This is a genomic window from Mycobacterium farcinogenes (genome assembly GCF_019739075.1).
Taxonomy (GTDB): Bacteria; Actinomycetota; Actinomycetes; order Mycobacteriales; family Mycobacteriaceae; genus Mycobacterium; species Mycobacterium senegalense.
Window position 1 is genome coordinate 1,551,937 of sequence record NZ_CP081673.1, and the last position, 22,003, is coordinate 1,573,939.

General features: G+C 64.8%; 25 protein-coding genes, 1 tRNA gene and 1 pseudogene. 13 read left to right on the top strand and 14 right to left on the bottom strand.

What is annotated here, in order from left to right:
- The 4 genes from K6L26_RS07240 to K6L26_RS07255 all read left to right on the top strand — a co-directional run bounded on the left by K6L26_RS07240 (position 1) and on the right by K6L26_RS07255 (position 4,035).
- The gene (locus K6L26_RS07240) at positions 1–921 is read left to right on the top strand and encodes an acyl-CoA dehydrogenase family protein (protein WP_064896852.1); all 921 of its coding nucleotides are present in this window, start codon (positions 1–3) and stop codon (positions 919–921) included.
- Complete coding sequence (locus tag K6L26_RS07245) at positions 918–2,081, top strand: acyl-CoA dehydrogenase family protein (RefSeq protein ID WP_064896850.1); 1,164 nt, start codon at positions 918–920, stop codon at positions 2,079–2,081. The genes K6L26_RS07240 and K6L26_RS07245 overlap by 4 nt, the downstream gene beginning before the upstream one ends.
- Entirely contained in the window at positions 2,081–3,124 is a 1,044-nt protein-coding gene (locus tag K6L26_RS07250) for an acyl-CoA dehydrogenase family protein (protein WP_109749053.1), read from the top strand. The genes K6L26_RS07245 and K6L26_RS07250 overlap by 1 nt, the downstream gene beginning before the upstream one ends.
- Before the next feature lie 137 nt (positions 3,125–3,261).
- A complete protein-coding gene (locus K6L26_RS07255) occupies positions 3,262–4,035 on the top strand; it encodes a VOC family protein (protein ID WP_019345753.1) in 774 nt (257 codons plus the stop codon).
- On the opposite strand, the gene K6L26_RS07260 is transcribed toward K6L26_RS07255, so the two are convergent.
- Positions 4,010–4,462 (bottom strand): cupin domain-containing protein, encoded by a 453-nt coding sequence (locus K6L26_RS07260; RefSeq protein ID WP_064896846.1) that lies wholly within the window; start codon positions 4,460–4,462, stop codon positions 4,010–4,012. The two genes, K6L26_RS07255 and K6L26_RS07260, sit on opposite strands and share 26 nt — an antisense overlap.
- Before the next feature lie 19 nt (positions 4,463–4,481).
- Here K6L26_RS07260 and K6L26_RS07265 point away from each other — a divergent pair, with 19 nt between their 5' ends.
- Together K6L26_RS07265 and K6L26_RS07270 are read left to right on the top strand one after the other, a co-directional pair.
- Complete coding sequence (locus K6L26_RS07265; protein WP_043368720.1) at positions 4,482–4,919, top strand: hypothetical protein; 438 nt, start codon at positions 4,482–4,484, stop codon at positions 4,917–4,919.
- Entirely contained in the window at positions 4,916–5,521 is a 606-nt protein-coding gene (locus K6L26_RS07270; protein WP_064896843.1) for a GNAT family N-acetyltransferase, read from the top strand. Before K6L26_RS07265 ends, K6L26_RS07270 begins: the two co-directional genes overlap by 4 nt.
- On the opposite strand, the gene K6L26_RS07275 is transcribed toward K6L26_RS07270, so the two are convergent.
- The 3 genes from K6L26_RS07275 to K6L26_RS07285 all read right to left on the bottom strand — a co-directional run bounded on the left by K6L26_RS07275 (position 5,518) and on the right by K6L26_RS07285 (position 7,654).
- Positions 5,518–5,967 (bottom strand): Hsp20/alpha crystallin family protein, encoded by a 450-nt coding sequence (locus K6L26_RS07275; RefSeq protein WP_036392234.1) that lies wholly within the window; start codon positions 5,965–5,967, stop codon positions 5,518–5,520. The two genes, K6L26_RS07270 and K6L26_RS07275, sit on opposite strands and share 4 nt — an antisense overlap.
- A gap of 412 nt (positions 5,968–6,379) precedes the next feature.
- A complete protein-coding gene (locus tag K6L26_RS07280; protein ID WP_076112062.1) occupies positions 6,380–6,604 on the bottom strand; it encodes a hypothetical protein in 225 nt (74 codons plus the stop codon).
- A gap of 336 nt (positions 6,605–6,940) precedes the next feature.
- The gene (locus tag K6L26_RS07285) at positions 6,941–7,654 is read right to left on the bottom strand and encodes a DUF1326 domain-containing protein (RefSeq protein ID WP_076216414.1); all 714 of its coding nucleotides are present in this window, start codon (positions 7,652–7,654) and stop codon (positions 6,941–6,943) included.
- A 106-nt stretch (positions 7,655–7,760) separates the two neighbouring features.
- Between K6L26_RS07285 and K6L26_RS07290 the strand changes: the two genes are divergently transcribed.
- The gene (locus K6L26_RS07290) at positions 7,761–8,177 is read left to right on the top strand and encodes a rhodanese-like domain-containing protein (RefSeq protein ID WP_043368743.1); all 417 of its coding nucleotides are present in this window, start codon (positions 7,761–7,763) and stop codon (positions 8,175–8,177) included.
- Between the two features lie 13 nt (positions 8,178–8,190).
- On the opposite strand, the gene K6L26_RS07295 is transcribed toward K6L26_RS07290, so the two are convergent.
- From K6L26_RS07295 to K6L26_RS07315, 5 genes are all read right to left on the bottom strand, one after another.
- Positions 8,191–8,715 (bottom strand): hypothetical protein, encoded by a 525-nt coding sequence (locus K6L26_RS07295; protein ID WP_019345745.1) that lies wholly within the window; start codon positions 8,713–8,715, stop codon positions 8,191–8,193.
- On the bottom strand, positions 8,702–9,649 hold the full coding sequence (locus K6L26_RS07300; RefSeq protein ID WP_019345744.1) for a hypothetical protein: 948 nt from the start codon (positions 9,647–9,649) through the stop codon (positions 8,702–8,704). The genes K6L26_RS07295 and K6L26_RS07300 overlap by 14 nt, the downstream gene beginning before the upstream one ends.
- A 196-nt stretch (positions 9,650–9,845) precedes the next feature.
- The gene (locus K6L26_RS07305) at positions 9,846–10,400 is read right to left on the bottom strand and encodes a hypothetical protein (protein ID WP_019345743.1); all 555 of its coding nucleotides are present in this window, start codon (positions 10,398–10,400) and stop codon (positions 9,846–9,848) included.
- An 11-nt stretch (positions 10,401–10,411) separates the two neighbouring features.
- A complete protein-coding gene (locus K6L26_RS07310) occupies positions 10,412–11,566 on the bottom strand; it encodes a hypothetical protein (RefSeq protein ID WP_064896841.1) in 1,155 nt (384 codons plus the stop codon).
- Positions 11,563–11,838, bottom strand: a complete 276-nt coding sequence (locus K6L26_RS07315) for a hypothetical protein (RefSeq protein WP_043368739.1) — start codon at positions 11,836–11,838, stop codon at positions 11,563–11,565. The genes K6L26_RS07310 and K6L26_RS07315 overlap by 4 nt, the downstream gene beginning before the upstream one ends.
- A 407-nt stretch (positions 11,839–12,245) precedes the next feature.
- Between K6L26_RS07315 and K6L26_RS31965 the strand changes: the two are divergent.
- A pseudogene (locus K6L26_RS31965) lies at positions 12,246–12,419 on the top strand (site-specific integrase); the annotation flags it as partial.
- 47 nt (positions 12,420–12,466) lie between these two features.
- Here the strand turns inward: K6L26_RS31965 and K6L26_RS07320 are convergent.
- Positions 12,467–12,539 (bottom strand) — tRNA-Arg (locus K6L26_RS07320).
- Positions 12,540–12,691: 152 nt separating this feature from the next.
- On the opposite strand from K6L26_RS07320, the gene K6L26_RS07325 reads away from it, so the two are divergent.
- Positions 12,692–13,066: a DUF4345 domain-containing protein gene (locus tag K6L26_RS07325; protein ID WP_064896840.1), complete on the top strand. Its 375-nt coding sequence runs from the start codon at positions 12,692–12,694 to the stop codon at positions 13,064–13,066.
- Between the two features lie 90 nt (positions 13,067–13,156).
- Here the strand turns inward: K6L26_RS07325 and K6L26_RS07330 are convergent, their stop codons facing one another.
- The 3 genes from K6L26_RS07330 to K6L26_RS07340 form a co-directional block, all read right to left on the bottom strand.
- A complete protein-coding gene (locus tag K6L26_RS07330) occupies positions 13,157–15,340 on the bottom strand; it encodes a hypothetical protein (protein ID WP_047038697.1) in 2,184 nt (727 codons plus the stop codon).
- Between the two features lie 229 nt (positions 15,341–15,569).
- Positions 15,570–16,031, bottom strand: a complete 462-nt coding sequence (locus K6L26_RS07335; RefSeq protein ID WP_043368730.1) for an SRPBCC family protein — start codon at positions 16,029–16,031, stop codon at positions 15,570–15,572.
- 129 nt (positions 16,032–16,160) lie between these two features.
- Complete coding sequence (locus tag K6L26_RS07340) at positions 16,161–16,622, bottom strand: MarR family winged helix-turn-helix transcriptional regulator (RefSeq protein ID WP_109749052.1); 462 nt, start codon at positions 16,620–16,622, stop codon at positions 16,161–16,163.
- A 171-nt stretch (positions 16,623–16,793) separates the two neighbouring features.
- Between K6L26_RS07340 and K6L26_RS07345 the strand changes: the two genes are divergently transcribed.
- Genes K6L26_RS07345 through K6L26_RS07360 form a run of 4 tightly spaced genes read left to right on the top strand, consistent with a single transcriptional unit; the run spans position 16,794 to position 21,091 of the window.
- Positions 16,794–17,285, top strand: a complete 492-nt coding sequence (locus K6L26_RS07345) for an MmpS family transport accessory protein (RefSeq protein ID WP_080989452.1) — start codon at positions 16,794–16,796, stop codon at positions 17,283–17,285.
- Complete coding sequence (locus K6L26_RS07350; protein ID WP_372516591.1) at positions 17,282–20,122, top strand: MMPL/RND family transporter; 2,841 nt, start codon at positions 17,282–17,284, stop codon at positions 20,120–20,122. The genes K6L26_RS07345 and K6L26_RS07350 overlap by 4 nt, the downstream gene beginning before the upstream one ends.
- A gap of 1 nt (position 20,123) precedes the next feature.
- Positions 20,124–20,543, top strand: a complete 420-nt coding sequence (locus K6L26_RS07355; RefSeq protein ID WP_019345068.1) for a hypothetical protein — start codon at positions 20,124–20,126, stop codon at positions 20,541–20,543.
- A 38-nt stretch (positions 20,544–20,581) separates the two neighbouring features.
- Positions 20,582–21,091 (top strand): DinB family protein, encoded by a 510-nt coding sequence (locus K6L26_RS07360; protein WP_043368321.1) that lies wholly within the window; start codon positions 20,582–20,584, stop codon positions 21,089–21,091.
- A gap of 8 nt (positions 21,092–21,099) precedes the next feature.
- On the opposite strand, the gene hchA is transcribed toward K6L26_RS07360, so the two are convergent.
- Positions 21,100–21,984, bottom strand: coding sequence for a glyoxalase III HchA (gene hchA / locus K6L26_RS07365; RefSeq protein WP_043368322.1), 885 nt, complete (start codon positions 21,982–21,984; stop codon positions 21,100–21,102).
- Positions 21,985–22,003 lie beyond the last annotated feature (19 nt).

Below are 22,003 nucleotides of genomic sequence, written 5' to 3' on the forward strand. Positions count from 1 at the left end.
ATGATTCTGGATCTCAGCGATGACGCGAAAGAGTTCGGCCGCGAGGCCCTGAAGGCGTTCGAAGCCGCCGGTGGCGATCAGCTGCTGGCCCAGGCCGACGCCAAGCCGGACACCCGCGCCGGCTTGGTCACCCCGGTGCTGGACGGTCTTGGCGTGTTCGAGCTGGAACCACGCACCGACGCGGACTCTTTGGAAGCGGCGGCCGCGGTGTGCCGCAGCGCCGGCTACTGGGCGCTGCCGTACCCGGTGGCCGAGCGATTGGCGCGCCCGGCGGACCTCGAGGTGGACGGGCTGGTCGTCGTCGACGCCGACGCACCGGAAGCCTCGTTGGAAGGTCTCGACAACCGTTGGGCCGCCGTCACATTGGACGGTGAGCGCAGCACGGTGAGCGGGATCGGCGCGTCCGGGCCGTCGTTCGCCACCGCACTGGAGCTTGCCGCGGCCGACAGCGACGGTCTCGACGACGTGGCACTGGCTTTGACCCTGCCGTCGTGGACCCTGCTCGGCATGCTGGACCGCGCCATCGATCTGACGGTCGCACACGTCAGCCTGCGCAAGCAGTTCGGCCAGCCGCTGTCCTCGTTCCAAGGTGTGCAGTTCCAGCTGACCGATGCCGAGGTGGAACGCAGCGGCGTGGATATGGTGGCGAAATACGCACTGTGGAGCCTGGTGACCAATCCGGCCGACGAGGCGATCAACGATGCGCTGGCATTGCGGCTGGCCGTGATCGAAGCCGCCGAGGTGGTGTTCCGCGTGTGCCATCAGCTGCACGGCGCGGTCGGCTTCTGCGATGAGACCACGTTGTCGTGGCTGTCGCGCTACAGTCAGCCGTTGCGCCGCTTACCCTTCGGCGTGTCCAAAACGCGCGACACCTTGACGCAGCGGCTGGGGCGGCGCGGACTCACCGGGTTGTTCTCATGAGCGAGCTCGAGGAGTTTCGGGCCACCGTGCGGGACTGGTGTGCCGCCCACGTCCCGAAAGACTGGCGCGCCAACCAGACCGGCGTCGGTGATGACGAGTTCGTGGCGTTCCAGAAGTCCTGGTTCGCTGAGCTACACACCGCCGGGTACGCGGTGCCGCATTGGCCGGCCGAATGGGGCGGCGGCATGTCGGTTCCACAGCAGATCGTGCTGTATCAGGAGTTGGCCGCCCACGACGCGCCCCGGCTGGTGCTGGCCTTCGTCGGGATCCACCATGCCGCGTCCACTTTGTTGGCAGCGGGCACCGAGGAGCAGAAGCGCAGACACCTGCCCGCCATTGTCGACGGCGAGATCTGGGTACAAGGTTTTTCCGAGCCGGAGGCAGGATCCGATCTCGCCGCGCTGCGCACCACCGCCCGCGCCGACGGCGATCAGTTCATCGTCAACGGCCAGAAACTGTGGGCCAGTGGTGCTCTCCATGCCGATTGGTGTCTGCTGCTGGCGCGTACAGATCCGGAAGCCCCCAAACGCCATGGCATCTCCTACTTCCTGATGGACATGACCACCCCTGGCATCGACGTGCGGCCGATCCGAAACGCCGTCGGGGATTCGCATTTCTGCGAAATTTTCCTCAACGACGTCGCGGTGCCCGCGGCCAACCTGATCGGCCCGCTCAACAAGGGCTGGCAGGTTGCCCAGGCCACCCTCGGCGCCGAACGCGGCATGACCATGTTGGAACTGTCCGAGCGCCTCGGCAACGCGGGTTTCAAGTGGCTGCTCGCCGCCGCGCCGCTCGACGATCCCGTGGTGGCGGACCGGTTGGCGCAGTTCGAGATCGAGCTGACCGGCCTGCGCGGGTTGTGCCGGGATCTGGTGGAGCGCAGCGAGGCCGGGCAGGCCGGACCGGCCGACGCCTCGATCGTCAAGCTCTACTACAGCGAATTGTTGCAGCGAATGACCGGATTCGGCGCCGAGCTCGGTGGCCTCGACGCGCACACCGTGCTGGCCAAACCGGCCTCCAGCGGCTGGGAGTCGGGCGCCTGGATGCTCGATTTCATCGGGTCGTGGGAATGGACCATCCCCGGCGGCGCCAGCGAGATCCAGCGCACCATCATCGGTGAGCGCGGTCTGGGCCTGCCCCGAGAGCCGAGTGCGGTGTGATGAGCGACGTTCCTGATTTTGCGGCGATCCATGACGAACTGCGTTCGGTCGCAGCCGATCTGCTGGCCAAGGAAAGCATCGAATGGCCGCTGCTGGTCGCGGCGGGCTGGGTCGGGCTGGACGCCTCGGAGCAGTCCGGCGGTGCCGGAGCCACGTTCGCCGAAGTGGCGGTCATCTGTGAGGAGCTGGGTCGGGCCGCGGCCACCACCGGCTACCTGGGCGGAGCTGTCATGGCGATCGGCGCGCTGAATGCTCTGCAACCCAACGAACCCCGGGACGCGCTGACGCAGGACGTCGTGGCGGGGAAAACTCGGGCGGTGCTGACCATGTCGGGCTCAGGCGAGGCGGCGCCCTTCGATCTGACCATCACACGGCTTGGCTGGCGGGTTCACGGCCGGGCGGGTTTCGTACCCGACGCGGCCGGCGCCGAGCGGTTGTTGATCCCCGCGCGTGATGCCGACGGTGTCGCGGTGCTGGTCGACGTGGCCGCCGACGCCCCCGGGCTGTCGGTCGCCGAGCAACCGGTGCTCGACGAGACCCGCAGGCTGGCCACTGTGACGGCCGAGGGCGTGGAGGTCGACGAGGACGCGGTGTGGAAGTTCGAGGGCGACGCCGAGCAGCAGCTGCGATCGCTCGTCGACCGCGGTGCGCTGGCCGTGGCGTGTGACAGCCTCGGCGTCGCGCAGGCCATGCTCGACGCCACGGTGTCCTACACCGGCGTCCGCCAGCAGTTCGGCCGCGCGATCGGCTCGTTCCAGGCCGTCAAGCATGCCTGTGCGGACATGCTCGTGCGGATTTCGGTGGCCCGACAACTCGTGAGCGCCGCTGTGGCGTCCCCGGATCCCCGCGCGGTCGCCATGGCCAAGGCGTATGCGACCGAGACCGCGGTCGAGGTGGCAGGCAAGGCCATGCAGTTGCACGGCGGCATCGGCTACACCTGGGAGAGCGGCGTGCACGTCTATCTCAAACGGGCCGCGCTCAACCGCTCGCTGTTCGGCTCGCCGGCCGAGCACCGCGCGACGATTTCCGCGCGCTATCCGTAGTTCCCACGAACAGACACAGAACGGTTCCGTTTCACGCGGCAACAGGCAGTTTTGCGTCTGCTCGGCAGTCAGCGATGAGTTTTCCGCACGGTGACAGTCAGACCTAGCGACTGTCCAATCCGTGAAGGAGCAATATCGTGGTTATCCGTCAGAGCGCGCCGCTGGGCGCCCCCACCTGGATCGACCTGGCCACGTCCGACCTGGAGCGTGCCCAGCAGTTCTACGGCGCCGTGTTCGGCTGGACGTACGAGACCGGAGGCCCGGAGTACGGCGGTTACGTCACCGCGTCGGTCGACGGCCAGGTGGTCGCCGGCCTGATGCGCAACGACCCGCAGTGGAACGCACCTGACGGTTGGACCACCTATCTGCACACCGCAGATGCCGACGCCACCGTGGCCGCTGCCGTCGCGGCCGGCGGAGGCAACTGCGGTGGCGTGATGGACATTCCGGCCAAGGGACGGATGGCGATGATGAGCGATACCGCCAACGGGATCTTCGGTATCTGGCAACCGGGTGGGCACGAGGGTTTCGCGGTGTTCAACGAGGCGAGCGCGCCGGTGTATCACCAGTTGACCACCAGCGACTACGCCAAGGCGCTGGACTTCTACCGGGCGGTCTTCGACTGGAGCACCGAAGTCGTGTCAGATACCGATGAATTCCGTTACAGCACTGCGAACTTCGACGGCCAGGCGCTGGTCGGGGTGATGGACGGATCGGCGTTCATCCCCGAGGGTGCGCCGTCGGCGTGGACCACGTTCTTCGGTTCCGACGACGTGGACAAGACGATCGAGCTCGTCGTCGCCAACGGCGGCTCGGTGGTACGCCCGGCTGAGGACACCCCTTACGGTCGGTTGGCCGCGTTGACCGACCCGACCGGGGCCGGGTTCAATCTGTCGTCGCTGCAGGGCTGAGCGCGAAGTCGGCGAAGTCGAATCCCGGCACCACCACGCAGCTGACCAGGGCCGGCTCGTCATCGCGTGGCGCGGCGCGTTGCCAGTGGCCGGGCGGCACCAGCAGTTGCGGGTGCTGCCCGGCGGCGATATCCGGCCCCAGCAGAAGGCTTGTCGCGGTGTCTTTCTCCGCACCGGTCTCCAGCACCAACGGGCTGCCGCGATGGTGGAACCACAGTTCGGCGCTGCGCACCGTGTGCCAGGCGGACTGTTGGCCGGGCATGAGCAGAAACAGGATAGCGGTACCGGCGCTGCGCGGTCCCGAGTAGCCCGTAGGCAGCGAGGCTTGACTCACCGTCAGTTCGCTCCGCCACGTCTCGCGATACCAGCCGCCCTCGGGATGAGGCGCTAGATCGAGCTGTCTGGCCCAGTCGGGTAGTTCGGTCACACCCGATAGTCTCGTCGCTATGGTTCGTCTGCGTCCAGGTCGGCGCGTGGCCCCGGGGTGGCTGGTAGCCCTGTGTGCCGCTGTCCTCGTGGTGGTGGCCTGGTTGCCATGGCTGACCACCAGTGTCGACGGCGGCGGCCGGGCGAACGCCATCGGGGGCGCGGTGGGCAGCATTGTGCTGCCATCCGGATTCGGGGCCGGGCAGCTGATCGTCCTGCTGGGCGCCGGCCTGATCGTGGCCGGTGCAATGGCCGGCCGTGGCTTGTCGCAGCGCTGGGCTTCGGTTGCGGGGCTGGCGATTTCGCTCGCCCTGGTGGCGCTGACGGTGTGGTACTACATGCTGAATGTCAAAGGTCCGGTGGCCGCGGGGTACGGGCTGTATCTGGGTGGCGCGATGGGCGTGCTGGCCGCCCTGTGCTCTGTGTGGTCTCTGGTGTCGACGTTGGGACGATCGTGAGTGAATTCGTGTCGCCGGTGACGTTGACCGGGCAGCGCTGGGTGACGTTGGAGCCGTTGACCACCAGCCATGTACCGGAGATCGACGCTGTCGCCTCCGACGGTGAGTTGGGGTCCTTCTGGTACACCGCGCCGCCGCGGCCCGGCGCCGCGGCCGAATGGGTGCGGCACCTGCTCGCGCTGCGCGAGGCCGACCACGGCGTCAGCTTCGTGGTCCGTACTCTCGACGGCAGGTTGGTGGGTTCCACCAGTTATCTCAATGTCGACGGGCCCAACCGGCGACTGGAGATCGGCCACACCTGGTATGTCGCCGATGTCCGGCGCACCGGTGTGAACACCGAGACCAAGCTGTTGATGCTGGGCCACGCCTTCGACGAGTTGAATTGCGTGGCAGTGGAATTGCGCACCCACTTCTTCAATTTCACCAGCCGGGCGGCGATCGAGCGGCTGGGCGCCAAGCTTGATGGTGTGCTGCGCAGTCATCAACTGCTGCCCGACGGATCGCGACGCGACACCGTCGTCTACTCGATTCTGGACATCGAATGGCCCGCGGTGCGGTCCAACCTGAAGTACAGGCTGGACCGCCGCGGCGGGATCAACTAGTCCGCATCGACAGTGGTGGTTTCGATCGACTTGCGGTCGGCGCCGTGCGCCACTTCGATCTTGCGGGGCCTGGCACGTTCGGCCATCGGGATGGTGACGGTGAGGACACCGTTCTCGTACGTGGCAGAGATCGCCGACGTATCGATTCCATCGCCGAGCGACAACTGGCGCCGGAAATTTCCGAAGAAGCGCTCATTGGTGAGCCACTGCGCGGATTCCTCCGAACGGGCGGTTCGATGCGCCGAGATGGTCAGTGTGCCGTTGTCGACGTTGACGTCCACCGAGCCCGGATCGACACCGGGAAGGTCGGCCGTCAAGACGTAGTGGTCACCGATCTTGCAGAGGTCCATCGGCATGAACCTCGGTGTGCGTGCTGACCCGGAATCCCCTGACAGCAAACTCCTGGTCAAAACATCAAGGTCGCTGAACGGATCAAAACGAAGCACAGCAATTCACCTCCCGTGCGATCTCAGAGCCCGCCACCCTGGCGGGCAGCCAATCACTGTGCATCGCCGATATTAGCACTCGATGCAGGCGAGTGCTAGAAAATTTTGGCGTGATTTTACGGAGGTTTCTGCATGTCAGCATCATGGGCGCGGGGGGCGATACTGGCCGCAGCACCACACCAGGGCGACAAAGATGCGCAGGACCCGCGGCCGCAGCGATGGGCTGGCCGCATCCAAGGTGACTCGACCCCGCCATCGTGGCCAGGCAGACGAACGCCGGAGTGGGGCAGTGGTCACAGCAACCACGGTGGTGGGTATGTGGACGCGTCAGACGTCGTGGCAAAAAAATAACGCCGGGGCGGAATCCGTTCTCGGATTCACGCCACGGCGTTACCCCGTGGTCAAGGCCGAATCAATCGTCCCAGCCGCCATGGCCGTGTCCATGGCCGCGGCCATGCCAGCCATTCCAACGGCCCCAGCCGGGACCTTCCACGCAAGCCTGCACATAGCCGTACGGCCCCGTCGCGCAGATCTCAGGACCCGCCGACGCTGGAGCGGCTGCTGCGACTGCTACGCCGACCGGCACCGCCAGCGTGCCCAGCCCGATTGCCGCGACCTTCTTCAGTTTCGAACGCATCTTTCTCGCCTCCGGGTTTTGTTAGCTGTGTACGAGCTCAAGACCCCCGTCTGTAAATAACATTAGTGCATCTCATCATGTTCCTGGCAATCGCCTGGGACCTCGCGGTGCAGCGTATTTGCTCTCGCGGAGCTCTTCCCGGTCAGGCCTTTGAATTCTTTTGCCAAGGGAAATGAGACCGGCGGGGCGCTTGTCGGAGTGTTGCCAGTCGGCAGCTGTGACACCTGTGTCGCATGATGTAGCCGAGCGGCGCGGTGAATTTTGCCCGCTGTGGGACTATTTACCCAAGGCCCGAGCGGCAGAACGGGTGCCTGCCGCCCGGGCCTCGCGACGGACTCAGCAGCCGCAGGTGCAGGACGACGAGACTTGCTCGCTTGCGGGATCGGAGGCCGCGTTCTCGGACCCGGGGCGCCAATCGAACGGGAAGTGCTTGCTCGAGCCGCCGCTGTGCTCATGCGACCACTCGAAACCTACGGCGTGGTCTTCCTTGACCACGCCCCATGTCGCAACCTGGCCCGGGCCGACCTCGGCGCCCGGTGCGTTGGTTGTGGTCACCCGGCGGTTCGGATCGGCTGTCGGACCAGTCAGGGCCTCCACCCGCAGGTTGACCTTGCCCGGGATCTCGGCGCGCCAGTAGGCAAGATCGTCGGCGGCCTCGAAACGGATGGGGGCGTAATCGATGCCTCGCATTTCCTCGATCAGGCTGGCGAACTCGGCCGGCCAACCGCCTTCCTTGCCGGTGAAGATGCGCTCGAGTGCCTCCCGCTGGGCGGCGTCGCCCTTTTCGTCGATGTAGAACATCAACTTCATCGTCGCGTTGGGGTCGCCGATCCACATGTTGCCCGCGAACTCGCCGAGTGCGATCACGCTGAGGCCCGCCAAATCAGTGCTGCCGTAATGCCCTTCGCGGACGTGCCACACCAGGGTGAACAAGCAATCTCCGTGCGTGGGCTCCTGGGCGAAGCTGCACGGGCAAGGCAACTTGCAGCTGCACACGTCGAACCATTCTCCGCGCATATGCCAATCGACCTGCGTCGACGAAGTTGTCATTGGTGCCGCTCCTTTCGTTGTATACCCCCAGGGGGTATCGGACGCAGCGACCGTAGCACCGTCGCGAAGCGCTCCGCAAGTACCCCCAGGGGGTATGATTGTCGACATGTCCAAGCGCGGATGGGTAGTGGTATCGGCCGTTGTCGTCTCGGTGGCCGTCGCGTCATGCGGCGGATCGCCCGCACCCCGGGCGGACGCACCCGCTGCCCACCATCGGCTGGTCGGTGTAGACGAATTCACCACCACCATCGGGCAATCCGACACACTGACGATCAATGTGCACGTGCCGTATCAAGGCGACATTCCCGGTACCGACCTGTCGATTCCCTTCGATCGGATCGCCGAGCAGTCCGACCGGCTACCCGGTGATCGTGATGCCGTGATTGCGATCTACTGCCGAACCGGGCCCATGAGCGCAACCGCCGCGACCACGCTGAAGTCGTTGGGCTATACCGATGTGGTCGAGCTCGAGGGCGGGATGACAGCCTGGCAGGCCAGTGGTCGGCCCCTCGTCGGGAATTGAGCGTCGCGGTCTATCAGTCCGACGACAGGGCGAGCAGGCGTCGCAGGATCCACACGACCCGCGCGAGCGACGCCATGGCCGCCACGGCTGCGCCGATGATCGTCGCCTGTAACCACCAGTAACCGGTATCGAGGTTGGCATCGGTGGTCAGCCCCACGAGCGCCGCGACGAACAACGAAAACAGGGTGGGGAGCGCCGCGACGAATGCCGCACCGACCCGACGCTTGTCGTCGGCGGGTAACAGCTTGTCCACGGTGGTCATCGGTGTTCGTAGCAGGTTCACCAGGATGGAGATGCTGGTGAGGGTGAACCCGCCCATCGTGGCGGCCACCGTGGCCAGGATCTGGTAGGTGGTGCGCCGGGCGTCGTGGGGAACGTCGGTCAGCGCCCACGGCAGCCCATCGACCCGGCCGAGCGCCAGCCATCCGCCGACGACGACCACCGCCACCAGCCAGTCGGCCCACTGATGGCGAACCCAGTTGTGCTGCAGCCGTTCCCGGAGGCTGAACCGTAGGACGGGGTGCTTATTCGCGTTCATCGTCGGGTATCTCGATCAGTGTGTCGGGATAGTGCGCGGGTACGCCCGGAACGTCAGGTACGGCGGACAGCAGATACTCACGGTTGCGGGTCAACGACTGCCGCAACAGCTCTCGCGCATAAGCGGTCGAGCGCTCCGGATCGTTCAACCGGTCGGCGTCGACCATGGTGCGCTCGACGAATCGGTCTTCGAGCAGGTCAACCGATTGCGGGGTGCCGCTGATCGATCCGACAACACGCGCACTTTCGAACTCCGAGAGCGCGCCCGAACCCCGCAGGGTGTCGATCAGCTCGCGGATCCGCCGGCGGATCGTGTCCTTCTGTGCGCCCGTTCCGCGACGGCCCACCGAAATCCCGATACGGACGACGCCATCGTGGGCCAGTGCGCGGGCGCCGTCGAGCGCTTGGACCCAGTCACCACCGACCAGATCGCGGTTGATGCGATTGGCCGGAATCGCGACGTCCACCCGCGACACGCTCATCTCATCGAGCGCCTGGTCGAGGTTTTGGGTCAGCACTGGTTCGATGCCGACCGCAATGTCGAGCTTGTACTCGAGATAGTCGACCAACCGCCGGGCCCGAGGGCCGTCACCACTGGTCAGCATGGCAACGATGTTGCGCTCACCGAACAAGCAATATGTCGGTTCCAGCAGACCTTCATCGGGGGTCAGCCCGATCGCGCGGCGAGCTCCGGCGGCGCTGCCGATACTGGGCAGGTTCTCCCGCCGCACCTTGTCCAAGATCAGCATCCGCTCATCATGTGTGCCGTGCGCGATCAGCAGCATCCCGTCGGGGCAGCGGCGGTAGCGGTTCAGCCCGTTGGCCTCGGCTCGGCTGAGCCGCTGAACCACCTGCTCGGCCGGAAACTCACCGGGCAGCGGCGCACCGTCCGGCTGCAACAGCCGCCAGTACTGCACCGTGCGATTCACTGTCATCCCCCTGAGCGTCGATCTGCCGACGACGCTACTGGGGCCCGCCGACAAGATCAGGGAGTCGCGAAACCTCTTCAGAGAGGCGGCTGAGCGCCATCTGCGCGTCGTCTAGATGAACTGCGGTTCCTTCCCGCAGCCGCGCTACATGCCAACGACGGTCAAGCCGGGTCTCCAGATCGAGGTCTTCACGCTTCCTGGCTCAGGTCCACATCAGTGAAGCGAACAGGAACAGCCCCCAGCTGAATCCAGCTCCGTACTGTTTTCCACGCCAATCGAATTGATGCCCCTCGTGCGCGGGCAGCGTGTCGTCGAACAGGCTTGATTGGTGACCGACCGTCACGGGACCGAAATGTCGGCCGAAATCGGCCGCATCCATGCTCCACGGTGGCTGTTCTGTCGGAGAATCAGCGACCACTACGCGCCCCCTTGCGCGCTGGTAGCCCGCCGACTGAATTGCCCCAGTCGAGCTTGGCTCTGCGGTGAAATCGAAGTCCGGCCATAGTATTCCGCTGAACCGGAGGACCTCGTTGGATTGCGTTTCCGCACCGATCAGAGCCCGGAGTGACTCGAACTGTGTTGGTTCGTTTGCCAGCAGTTCGGCGATGCGGCGATGCGTACGTTCGGCATCCCCGAATGACAGTCCATGCTCGGCAAGTTTCGCCTCGAGCACGGCCTTTCGGTTTAGCATTCCGTACTTCATGGTCACCAGCAGGTAGACCTCGAAGTCGAGTACCGAGGTAGTGACGGCATTCATCTTTGTCTCCTTCATCGACCCAAATACGGCGTGAACTGGGTGAGGTCACCTTCGAACACGGTCACCGATCCATCGGGATTGATACGCATTGCTTTCCGCATCCACAGCGCGGTGGGCAACACAATGTTGGACCCGTCGGGCAGTTTCACCACTCCGAGCGTCTCCCCAAACGCCCTTCTGGAAGCAATGTCTGTCACTCGTGCCGCGTCAGCCTGGTTTAGGTGCAGAGCCGTCACCCGTTCTGCCAGTGTCTGAGTTTGTGAAACACCCGTGCCTGAGGGAATGGCTGCCACCTCAGCGCCGATCTGGTTGGCAATCGAGGTTAAGTCCCCGCCTGCGGCGGTACCGAACGGCCCCTCGCCGGGGTGGATACCGAAGTCGGCGAGCCTGGCTCTGAGTGCGGCCTCCTGGCCCTGCAGGAATGCTAGTTCTTGTTGGCAGGCCGCATATTGCGGCGGCGGGAGCGGCCCGACGAGATGCACAGCGCATCTGGAGTTGTAGGAAGCGATGTCTGCCTGAAGCTTTTCCCACGCCGCCAGCGCCTGCTCTTTGGTGAGCAGATCGTCGAATGGTGACTGCTTGAAGCCAGCCCCGAAGCTGGCGGCCTGGATCGTCCCCTCGCCGTCGAACCTGGTGCCGTTCAGTTCAGCGGCTTTTGAGATGAGACGCTGACCGATCAGGGTGTCAGTGGCCAGCAGTTGGCTGGCATTCCAGTGGATGTTCTCGGCATGCTCGGCGGCAGCGGTGTAACGATCTGCCATCGTCGCAATATCGATACGCCGGGTGTCGGTTACCGACAGATCCTCACCGACTCTAAATCCATCGGCCTCGGCCTCGATGATCGCGGTAATCGCGGCACGCTGGGCGGCACGAAGGTCCCCAATGCTCGTATCCGCGAGATCAGCCGCGGAGCGCACGATTTCACCGTGCCGGCCGACCACGGCAGTGTCAGCGGTGACGCGGTCCAGGGCGGCATCCTTGGCGGTGCCTTCCCACTCAGTTCCTCCTGGGGCATTAACCTTCTGGCGATGTTGAGCGAACAGCTCCTCGAACTCGCAGACCGATGCGCGCCACCGTGTGGCTGAAGTTTCCAGGTGATCGATATCCCAGTTCTCGATCTGCGAACGACCCGGCACTGCCCCAGCACACGATGCGGCAGGGCTCATATCGTCCGCACCACAGTGGCAGCTGCCTCATCATCGGTGCGGCGATACACCCCGCTGCCCAGCCGCATGTACTGCGCATGGTTGCTGACCCGCGTGGCCTGCCGGTCCCGCGCCGACGCCAGAGCAGCGTCAATCGCCGACACCCCAGCATGACTGGGCTGGCTACCAGAGCTCGCGCCCGCCACAGTGGATCCCAGCGAGCCGGCGATTTCCGCACTATCGGCAGCCGCCGCATTCAAGCCTTGATTGTCAACCGAAAGACGCTCTGTCATCCGTGATCCCCCCTCAGGAATGAATCGGAGACTACACCGAAGGGTTAGCTGGATCTCCTCCACCATCGCTGACTGTCGTCGACGAGCAGTAGGGGTGTGGCCGTGTCCGAGCCGATACCTGTTCGTCAGAAACCTCGCGGAAGCGTCGAGTTGGCCGACATTTACCCGCGACGGGCTTCGCGCTTTATCACGTGAGTGATGCCGATTGCGACAGCAACAATCGACGGGGCCATAACGAGAGCGTTGGCGTCTGCGCAGGTGACCAGACCATAGGAGAACACACCGGAGGCCAGGCCGAGCAATGTCAGGGCCAGGCTGGAAACGTCGAGCCGGCGGCGCGACGCTCGCCTATATGTCGTCCTCACCTGCCGTCCTCCTGTGACATTCGACCTTCAGAACGGTTCACAAGCTTCCGCAAGACGGTGGCCACCCTCATCGACGACGAGGGCCTCTCAGCGCGCATCGGCGCCGATCACCTCGGGCATTCGAGGATCTCGATGACTCAGGACAAGTACATGGCGCGGGGGAGGGTCCACATCGTGGTGGCGGACCTGCTGGAACGGGCCATAAGCGATGGATAAACGATGGATAGAGGTTTTTAGTACCGCTAGATACCATCTCTGAACTGTGCCCCCGGCAGGATTCGAACCTGCGACACCGGCTTTAGGAGAGCCGTGCTCTATCCCCTGAGCTACGGGGGCCGTGACCTATCGAAACAGGCGTCGGAAAAACCCATAGGGACGCCTCATGGTAGTTGGCCGAGGACCAATCGGTGGCATCGGGGCGTTGGTGACCGATGTCGCCATGCCCGTGACCGCCGCGCTCGGATCCGTCCCCGTGAGAGCCTGAGATCATGACAGGACTCAGAATCTTGGGGCGGGTGACCGGATGGACGTGCATCGCAATTGGAGGCGTCCAGCTCATCGGTGGGGTGCGTGGCGAGCCTGGAATGACCGGTGACGCGACGGTGGACTCTCACGTCCGTTTCATGGGTCCTGTATTCGCGGGATACGGGCTCGGGTGGCTCGACGCCGCGTCCGCCCGCGAACCGGACTTGAACCGGATGCGGATGCTCGCGGGGCTCATGGCCCTAGGCGGTATCGGGCGGATCGTGACCCGCGCGACCCTGGGGCGGCCTCACCGATTCCACGACCTGCTTCTCGGCATCGAACTCGCGGCGCCCGTTGTCGTCGAGGCGCTGGGCAGGCGCGAACACGCCGCTCGCTGAGGCCGGCTATACGTTCTGCCGTTCGCAGCGGGCGCGGTGATCGTCTAGCTGCTCCGGCGCAGCCGTGATTGACCAGTCCGACGCTGGCGTTCAGCACATCGGGAACGACGAACACTTGGGTCCCTTTGTCTTTGGCTGTTCAGGCGCCTGACGTGGGCCCGAATCAGACCGCGGCGCCTCCCGTTGTGGCGGGGCCTGCCGTTCGGGTTGCTGCCGAACCGGCGCTTCGCGCTGCGGGGGCGCCTGCCGTTCGGGTTGCTGCCAAACCGGGGCCTCGCGTTGCGGCGGTGCTTGGCGTTCGGGTTCCTGCCGAACCGGGGCCTCGCGCTGGGGTGGCGCCTGCCGCTCGGGCTGCTGCCAAACGGGCGCCTGCCGGACAGGGGCTTCAGGAGCCGGAGCAGGCGTTTGGGCCGGCGGTTCCGGAGCAGGCTTCTGCCGCGGCGCTTCCGGTGTGGTGCGTTGTTGCGGTGGCTCCTGTCGGACCGGCGCGTCCTGTGCGGGCGCTTCCCGTACCGGTGCTTCCTGCACCGGTGCCTCACGTCCAGGGTTGTCCCGGCGCGGTTTCGAGTCTTCGCGGGGCGAGGTCACCTCGGGCTCTGGTGGATTCGCCGGTTTGGCATCGGCCGGTGGCGTCACCGCAGGGTTGTCCGGTGTCGGCTCGGACGGCCGAGCCCCGGGGCGCTCCGGCGCATCCTTCGGGCCGGCGGGCTTCAGCCCGGAGGAGCTGTCGTCTGTTCCCGGCGCCACGTTATCGGGCCTGGGCGCCCGCTTGTCCCGCGGCTCGTCGGCCGCCGGCGGTGTGTAGGCGGGCACCGGGTCGAGTTTGGGTGCGGTAAACCCGGGTTTCACCTTCGACGGCGGTGCCGCCGGCACCGGTGCGGTCAATGCAGGTGGTGCACTGGAGGTTTGGTCTCTGGTCTTGAGTGTCTCGGACTTGTCCTTGAGCGTCGACAGCTGAGGCGGCCCGGTGAGGATGGTGACCGGACGGGTGAGTTCCTTGGTGAAGTCACGGGCGGATTTGTCCGCGAGGTCCTTCATCAGCGGCCCGGAGACACGCCTCACCTTGTCGTCGGAGATGAACTGCGTCAGTGAGGCATTCAGGTTCACCACCGGGACCGAGAGGTGAATGTCCACCTTGATGCCCCTGGGCGGGGCGGGCGGTGCCCAATCTCGGTTGCGCGGATTGTGCCAGTCCCGGTGCCGGTTCCAGTCCTGGTACCGGTCGGGGTTGAAGCCATGGGCTCTGTTCCACTGCGTGCGGCGGTACACCGGGTCGTGGATGTGGAACTTCCATTGGTAGTACTGGTGGTACGGGTGGTAGCGGTCATACCAATCCTGCCGGCGTGGGTCACCCGGGTAGCCGCGGCGCTGGCCCCATTCGTTCCAACCGTTGCGGTCCCAGCCGTGGCGGTCGTAGCCCGCCCAGTTGTAGCCGGCCCAGTTGTAGCCCCAGCGGTCATATCCCCACCGGTCGTAACCCCAGCGGTCATATCCCCACCGGTCGAAGCCGATGAAGTCGTAACCGTACTGGTTGTAGCCACTGAGGTCGTAGTTGTACCAACCGCCGGGGTTGTAGCCGTAGAGCTGGCCCCAAGATGGGTCGTAGTAGCCCAGGTTGTTCAGGTTGGGCGTCATCGGCGGGTCGACGGGCTGCGGCCAATCGGCCATCGGCGATTCCGGAATGCCGGCCGGTGCTGGGATGTAGTCGTCGGACGCGCCGTATCCCCACGTGGGCGCGGTGCCGCTGGTCAGTGCCACGGCGTCCTGTTGCTGAGGATCGGCGGCCGGTGGCGCCGGAGGCGGGACGGGCAACGGCGCGAGTTGGAGCACCGAATCGGGTGTGTACTGCAGAAGTTGTTGTGTCAGCTGGAGATAGAGATTCTGCAAACTGGTTCGCTCAGGTGACGGCGACACGTAGTCCAGGCCTTGCTTGGCCTGGTTGAGCGCCGTGCGCGCGTCGGTCAGCTGATCCGGTGTGGGCTGCTGCCCGCTGCCGAGGATGTCCTGCGCCTTCTTCAAGTCGTTGACTACAGCGGTCAGGGCAACGTCTTGAGCGTGGTCGGGGAAGATCGCCTTCTGGACGCCCCACAAGGTGCCGCCCGGCGAGGACGTATACGTCGCGCCGAGCAGTCCGGCGACGAGCAGCACGACCAGACCGCCGGCGATGGCGGCCTTGGCTCGACGTGACCGGGGGATGAATCTGCGTCGCGGCGGTAATGGCTCGGCGGGCTGCAGAGACCTCAGGTCGACGGGTGGGGGGATGAGTGCAGTCATGTCGACCTCCTTGATGACGACCAGTGACCTGGTCACATCGCTCCCGACCGCGTGATTTCCAGATGTGCGGGCGTCGACGGACGACCCCCGTATGTATGCCTAAGCAATATTAAGCATAACTAAATTCCAACCGGCGTCGCCATGGCCTCCCGGCACGACAGATGGAATCCTCATCGATACACAGCTCGCGCACAGGTACGGCCACAACGCGTCGCCGGTTGCGGGCTGTTTATTGCCCCGGGTCCTCCACCACTGCCTTGATCCGTTCCAGCGTCTTGCGCATGTCACGGATATTGCGACGCGTGCGAAGCTGCCCGCCGAGCAGTGAGAACACAGTGGTGAACGCCCCCGGGGTCATGCGGAAGGATTCGGTGACGTCGGTATCGGCTCCGGCGGGCTCCAACCGGTAGTGCCAGTTGTTGACCGACCGGTCCCCGACGAGCACCGCGAAGCCGAACTCACGCCCGGGCTCGCAGGCGGTCACCTCGCAGGTCGTCCAATAGACCGGACCGATCTCGTTGCGCTTGACGTGCCCACGGAACCGGGCGCCCAGGGCCGGGCCGGTGGCGCCGCCCAGCCACTCGGCCTCCATCACCTCCGGCGAGAACTTCCCGGTGTTGCGTACGTCGGAGATGAGTTCCCAAATGCGGTCCGCCGGCGCGGACATCCGCACGGTCACCGAGCCTTGCATGGACATCTGTGCGCCTCCTGCGGTCGGCGTCAACGTAGCACCGGCGCGGACCGAGACTACGTGTTTCCCAGGGTTCGCAGCGATGGTGGCCGGTGTGATTGTCGACGTGTGAAGGTCTCGGGCATCACCCTAGTTGTCGGGGGAGTCGGCGATCTCGCGCATCTGATCGACCAGTCGGGCCGCGACTTGGGAGGCCAGCCACAGCGTCGTCCGGTCGTCCTCCGGCAGTCCTGCCAGCAACTCGGCGATGCGCTGCTTGCGGACAACGGCACGTTCCTCCCACAGGCGCCGGCCACCCTCGCTGACCTTCACCAGGCATGCCCGGCCGTCGTCGGGGTCACTGCAACGTTCCAGGAGCCCTTGGCTTTCCAGACGTTGAACCAGTTGCGTCATGCCGGACTGGCTCGCGCCCTCGGCCTCGGCGAGTGCGGTGACTCGCATGGGACCTTCCCGGTTGAGGCGGACCAGGACCAGCGTCGCGCTCGCGCTCAGCCCCTTGCGGTCGGCGAGATGTCGCCACATCAGGTCGGCGCTGGCTACGAGCATCTCCGAAACCGCTTCCACGCTGCTGTCGGTGTGTGTGCCCGTCACGGCCCATTTATATCACTAACAGGAAGTAAATGCGGAGGTTGGTCGCGGTGTGCGATGGTGTCGGTGCAGTCGGGAGGGTCGTGTTTACGCCTGTCAGCCTGCTGTGAATGTATGGCGATGCCTTACCGATAGCTTGAGGAGTAATTCCTATATGGGATATATATGTCCGTCATGATCGGGGAGCAACCCACGAACGACCGTGGTCGAGAACTCCGCGGAGTGCGGCGCGAACCCCGCAGCCTGGCCATCTTGCAGAGGGGGTGGCTCCCGCTGGTGACGGTTGTCGCTCTCGGGGTGGGAGGGGCCGCGGTCTGGAAGGTGCACCAGATGTCCGAACCGGGACCGGTTCCCGCGGTGCCCGCCGCACAAGCGCCCGAGCAGTTCACCCCTAAACAGCTCACCTATGAGCTCTACGGGACCATCGGCGACGGCGGGATCGTCAGCTACGTCGACATCGATGGGCATCCGCACAAGGTGGATCTCACCGAACTCCCGTGGACACACACCGAGACGACGACGCTGACCGTCGTGTCCGGCAGCCTGTCCGCTCAGGTCAACGGCGGCGAGGTCGGCTGCCGGATGTTGGTCAATGGCGTTGTGCGCGACGAACAGTCGTCCACCCACTCCGAAGCCGACGTCACCTGCCGGGTGAAGTCCGCGTGAGCAGCCATCGCGCGCACCGGCCCGTCGTCGCGCGGTCGGTGCGCATCCTGGCGGTGCCGATCATCGTGTTCTGGGCGCTGCTGGCCGTCACCACCAATACCTTCATCCCGCAGGTCGAGCGGGTCGCCGAGGAACTGGCCGGGTCGATGATCCCGAGCTATGCCCCGTCCCAGGTCGCAATGCTGCGCATCGGAGAGAAGTTCCAGGAATCAACTTCGACCAGCCTGACCATGCTGGTGTTCGAAGCCGACCGACCGCTCGATGATGGCGACCACCGGTACTACGACGACCTGATGCACCGGCTCAAGCAAGACCCTGAGCACGTGCAGTACGTGATGGATCTGTGGGGCAAACCCATCACCGCAGCCGGGGCTCAAAGTGTCGACGGCAAAGCGACTTTCGTTCTGCTGCGGCTCGCCGGCAACATCGGGCAGCTTCAGGCCAACGAGTCGGTCAACGCGGTGCGGGACTTCATCGCCGACGACACCCCGCCGCCGGGACTCAAGGTCTATGTCAGTGGTGCGGCCCCGTTGGCCTCCGACACACTGACCATCGCGAACTCCAGCCTCAACAACATCACGATCCTCACGATCATCTTGATCGTGATCATGCTGCTGGTGGTCTACCGCTCGTTGGCCAACCTGCTGGTGCCGCTGGTCAGCGTCTTGATCGAAATGCTGGTCGCCAAGGGCGTTATCGCGACACTGGGGCATTTCGGCGTCATCCCGTTGTCGTCGTTCGCGGTGAATATCGTTGTCGCACTGACATTGGGAGCGGGCACTGACTACGGCATCTTTCTGCTGGGCCGCTATCAGGAGGCCCGGCAGGACGGTGAGAGCCGCGAAGCGGCGTTCTACACCGCTTACCGCAGCGTCGCCCCCATCATCATCGGGTCTGGACTGACCATCGCCGGCGCGTGTTACTGCTTGAGCCTGGCGCGGCTGGACTACTTCCACACCATGGGCCCGGCGGTCGCCATCAGCATGCTGTTCACCATCGCCGCAGCCCTCACCCTCGCGCCGGCGATACTGACGCTGGGCAGCCTCTTCGGTCTGTTCGATCCGAAGCGCGTGGCCAAGGGACACCTGTACCGGCGGATCGCCACGAGCGTCGTGCGATGGCCCAAGCCGGTCTTCGTCGCAAGTGTCGCCGTCGTCATGATCGGCGCGGTTTTCGTCCCCACCTATCAGGTCAGCTATGACGACCGTGCCTACCAACCCGCCGACGGCCCAGCCAATCTCGGTTTCGAGGCCTCGGATCGGCACTTCTCGCAAAGCAAGCTGTTCAGCGAGATGCTGATGGTCGAGAGCGATCACGACATGCGCAATTCAGCCGATTTCATCTCGCTGGACCGGGTTGCCAAGAGCCTCATCCGGCTTCCCGGTGTCGCCATGGTGCAGAGCATCACCAGGCCGCTGGGTCGGCCGTTGGAGCACGCCACGATTCCGTATCTGTTCACCACCCAGGGCAGTGGCAGCGGCCAGCAGTTGCCGTTCAACGAGCAGCAGAACGAGAACACCGACAAGCAGGCCGAGATCCAGGCGCGGTCGGTCGAGGTGCTGCAGAAGGTGATCGGGCTGACCCAGCAGATGGCCGACGAACTGCATTCGACGGTGTTGACGCTGGAGAACCTCAAGCAGGTCACCGATGACATGAATGCCGGAATCTCCAACCTGGACGACTTTCTGCGGCCGTTGAAGAACTACTTCTATTGGGAGCCACACTGTTTCGACATCCCGGCTTGTTGGGCGATGCGATCGCTGTTCGATTCCCTCGATGGGATCGACAGCCTGGATGCGCAGATCGCTGATGCCGTCACGTCATTCGAGGCCATCGATCGACTGATGCCACAGTTGATCTCGCAGTTGGAGCGGATGATGTCCGACAGCCGGTCGCTACTTGGCGTCATCACCAACAATTACGGCCCCTCCCATCTGCAGACCACGCAGACCGATCAGACCTACTACGACCTGATCAACGTGGGCAACGACTTCGACGAGTCCCGCAGCGACGACTTCTTCTACATTCCGAGGGAGGCGTTCGACAACGAGGACGTCAAGACCGGTATGCAGTTGATGATGTCGCCGGATGGCAAGGCCGCCCGGTTCATCGTCACCCACGAGGGCAACGCCATGGGGCCGGAAGGGATCGACCATGTCGAACAGTTCCCCGACGCGATCAAGGCCGCGCTCAAGGAGACCTCGCTGGCCGGCTCGAAGATCTACATCGGAGGCGCCGGCTCCAACAACAAGGACATCAAGGCCTATGCGGCCTCCGATCTGCTCATCGTGGCGATCGCCGCGTTCGTGTTGATCTTCCTGATCATGCTGTATCTGACCCGGAGCCTGGTCGCCGCCCTGGTCATTCCCGGCACGGTGGCGTTCTCCTACGCGGGAGCGTTCGGACTGTCAGTTCTGGTGTGGCAGCACATCATCGGCCTACATTTGCATTGGCTGGTGCTCCCGCTGACGTTCATCATCCTGGTCGCGGTCGGGTCTGACTACAACCTGCTGTTGATCTCCCGGGTGAAGGAGGAGTCCGGCGCCGGGCTGAACACCGGGTTGATCCGCGCGCTGGGTAGTACCGGCGGGGTGGTGACGTCGGCAGGTCTGGTGTTCGCATTCACCATGCTGGCCATGTTGATCAGCGATCTGCACACCATCGGTCAGGTCGGCTCGACGGTGTGTATCGGTCTGCTGCTCGACACGTTGGTGGTGCGCTCGTTCGTGGTGCCGTGCCTGTTGCGCTTCCTCGGTCCGTGGTTCTGGTGGCCGACGTTCATCCGGCAGCGGCCGCTGCGGCATCGTCTGCCCCAACGCCAACGAGTGGAGGCGTGACATGACGACGTCGACTCTCTTCGGCATGCTGTCGATCGTCTTCTTCGCACTGATCTGGGTGTTCGCCGCCATCGCGTTCATGTTCACCCGGCGGATGAGGAGCCACAGCCACGTCACGTCGGAACTCGGCATCGGCACCCTGCCGGCAACGTTGCGCAAGGTGCGCAAACAGGAGGCGCTGACCGACGACGAACTGGCACTGGCGCGGCAGGTGCTCTCCGACCGGGGCAGCGTCATGGCGCTCGCTGTTCCGGCCACCCTGTTCTGTATCGGATGCTTCTACGTCTTCGGCAGCCTCGAACAGCTGCACGGCCACACTCCGTCGGAGCGGACCTTTCTCGGGGTTTTCCCGATGCTCACCTCTACCAACATGGCGATGCAGATCCTCCGCAGCGCCCGCCTGAAGCGGCGCATTCGGTGATTCCGCTCCGCCCGCGCAGTGATGGCAGCATCGTGACTATGACGTCGACGGAGCGGCCCGTGCCGCCGATGAATGCCGATGAACGTACGACGCTGGAGAGCTGGCTGGAGTTCTATCGCGCCACGCTGGCGCTGAAATGCCAAGGCCTGAGTGACGAACAGCTGCGGTCGGCCTCTGTGCCGCCGTCGGCACTGACCTTGCAGGGTCTGGTCCAGCACGCCGCCGAAGTGGAACGGAACTGGTTTCGTCGGGTATTGACAGGTGAGGACGCGCCACCGATCTTCGGGCCACGCGACCCCAACGGCCATGACGGAGGCTTCGAGGTGCCCGCACAGTCGTCATTCCGCGACGCGACGCAAATCTGGCGCGACGAGATCGAGCAGGCCCGTCGCAACTGTGCCGCGCGCGAACTCGACGACACCGCGGGATTCATGGGTGGCGAAGTCAGCTTGCGTTGGATCTACACCCACATGATCGCCGAGTATGCCCGCCATTGCGGGCATGCGGATCTGATCCGCGAGCGCATCGACGGGCACGTCGGCGTCTGAAAACGCAGTCAAGGCCGATGGTCGCGCCCGAGCGCGTCGAGCAGGCAATCGGCGGCCAACTTGCCCAGCGCATCGGAGGCCAGCGGGCTGTCGCCGGTGAGCAAACGGCGGTCCTGATGCACGGTGCCGGCCATGTCGTCGTTGACAACGGTGAGCCCCTGCTTGGCCAGCAGATCGGCGACCAGCCACTGCAGCCGCCCGGGCAGGTAGCCGATGTCGATGTTGGCCCCCTCGTCGAGCGAGTCGGGGAACACGCACACCGAATAACCGGCGAACGGTGACTGCGACTTGCCGAGGCCGGCGGCCAGCAGCGCGGCCGGCCCATGGCACAGCGTGACGATGAACCGGCCATGGTCCAACGCCCAATTCAGGGTCTGGCCCACCGCTTCGCTGCCCGGCAGCCCCACCACGGCACCGTGACCGCCAGGAATGAACACCGCGAGGTAGTCAGAGGATGCATGTAGATCAGCGACCACCTCGGACAGCTTGAGGGGTTGTTTGAGTTTGGGCTTGAGGGCCTCATACGTCGACAACACGGCTCGGTCATCGTGGGGCATGGCCCACAACTCCAGCTTGGCCGGGTACCCGCAGATGGTCGCGACGTCAACGTCGAACCCGGTCTGCATCAGATGGTGCAGTGGCAGCAGCGTCTCCACCGGATGGTTGCCGGTGGAGAACATCTTTCCGTTCTGGCACAACACATATCGTTCTTCGGTCGCGATCATCAGCACCTTCCACCGGCCCTCGGTATAGGCGCCCGCGTGTTCGACCCCGGCGAAGTCGGTTCTGGCCGAGGTGTACTGACTCAACGAGTACGGCGACGGGAAGAAGGCGTTGTCCTCGGCCTGATCTGGTGTGGGTGCCTTGCTGAGGTCGTCTGCGGTTTGTGCCATCGGGTTCACCACTTCCTTT

Excerpts from the sequence above, each read along its gene's own strand:
- K6L26_RS07240 (WP_064896852.1), top strand. The coding sequence starts at position 1 with ATGATTCTGGATCTCAGCGATGACGCGAAAGAGTTCGGCCGCGAGGCC.
- K6L26_RS07245 (WP_064896850.1), top strand. The coding sequence starts at position 918 with ATGAGCGAGCTCGAGGAGTTTCGGGCCACCGTGCGGGACTGGTGTGCC.
- K6L26_RS07250 (WP_109749053.1), top strand. The coding sequence starts at position 2,081 with ATGAGCGACGTTCCTGATTTTGCGGCGATCCATGACGAACTGCGTTCG.
- K6L26_RS07265 (WP_043368720.1), top strand. The coding sequence starts at position 4,482 with ATGGTTCGTCTGCGTCCAGGTCGGCGCGTGGCCCCGGGGTGGCTGGTA.
- K6L26_RS07280 (WP_076112062.1), bottom strand. The coding sequence starts at position 6,604 with ATGCGTTCGAAACTGAAGAAGGTCGCGGCAATCGGGCTGGGCACGCTG.
- K6L26_RS07285 (WP_076216414.1), bottom strand. The coding sequence starts at position 7,654 with ATGACAACTTCGTCGACGCAGGTCGATTGGCATATGCGCGGAGAATGG.
- K6L26_RS07290 (WP_043368743.1), top strand. The coding sequence starts at position 7,761 with ATGTCCAAGCGCGGATGGGTAGTGGTATCGGCCGTTGTCGTCTCGGTG.
- K6L26_RS07295 (WP_019345745.1), bottom strand. The coding sequence starts at position 8,715 with ATGAACGCGAATAAGCACCCCGTCCTACGGTTCAGCCTCCGGGAACGG.
- K6L26_RS07300 (WP_019345744.1), bottom strand. The coding sequence starts at position 9,649 with ATGACAGTGAATCGCACGGTGCAGTACTGGCGGCTGTTGCAGCCGGAC.
- K6L26_RS07305 (WP_019345743.1), bottom strand. The coding sequence starts at position 10,400 with ATGAATGCCGTCACTACCTCGGTACTCGACTTCGAGGTCTACCTGCTG.
- K6L26_RS07310 (WP_064896841.1), bottom strand. The coding sequence starts at position 11,566 with ATGAGCCCTGCCGCATCGTGTGCTGGGGCAGTGCCGGGTCGTTCGCAG.
- K6L26_RS07315 (WP_043368739.1), bottom strand. The coding sequence starts at position 11,838 with ATGACAGAGCGTCTTTCGGTTGACAATCAAGGCTTGAATGCGGCGGCT.
- K6L26_RS07325 (WP_064896840.1), top strand. The coding sequence starts at position 12,692 with ATGACAGGACTCAGAATCTTGGGGCGGGTGACCGGATGGACGTGCATC.
- K6L26_RS07330 (WP_047038697.1), bottom strand. The coding sequence starts at position 15,340 with ATGACTGCACTCATCCCCCCACCCGTCGACCTGAGGTCTCTGCAGCCC.
- K6L26_RS07335 (WP_043368730.1), bottom strand. The coding sequence starts at position 16,031 with ATGCAAGGCTCGGTGACCGTGCGGATGTCCGCGCCGGCGGACCGCATT.
- K6L26_RS07345 (WP_080989452.1), top strand. The coding sequence starts at position 16,794 with ATGATCGGGGAGCAACCCACGAACGACCGTGGTCGAGAACTCCGCGGA.
- K6L26_RS07355 (WP_019345068.1), top strand. The coding sequence starts at position 20,124 with ATGACGACGTCGACTCTCTTCGGCATGCTGTCGATCGTCTTCTTCGCA.
- K6L26_RS07360 (WP_043368321.1), top strand. The coding sequence starts at position 20,582 with ATGACGTCGACGGAGCGGCCCGTGCCGCCGATGAATGCCGATGAACGT.
- hchA (WP_043368322.1), bottom strand. The coding sequence starts at position 21,984 with ATGGCACAAACCGCAGACGACCTCAGCAAGGCACCCACACCAGATCAG.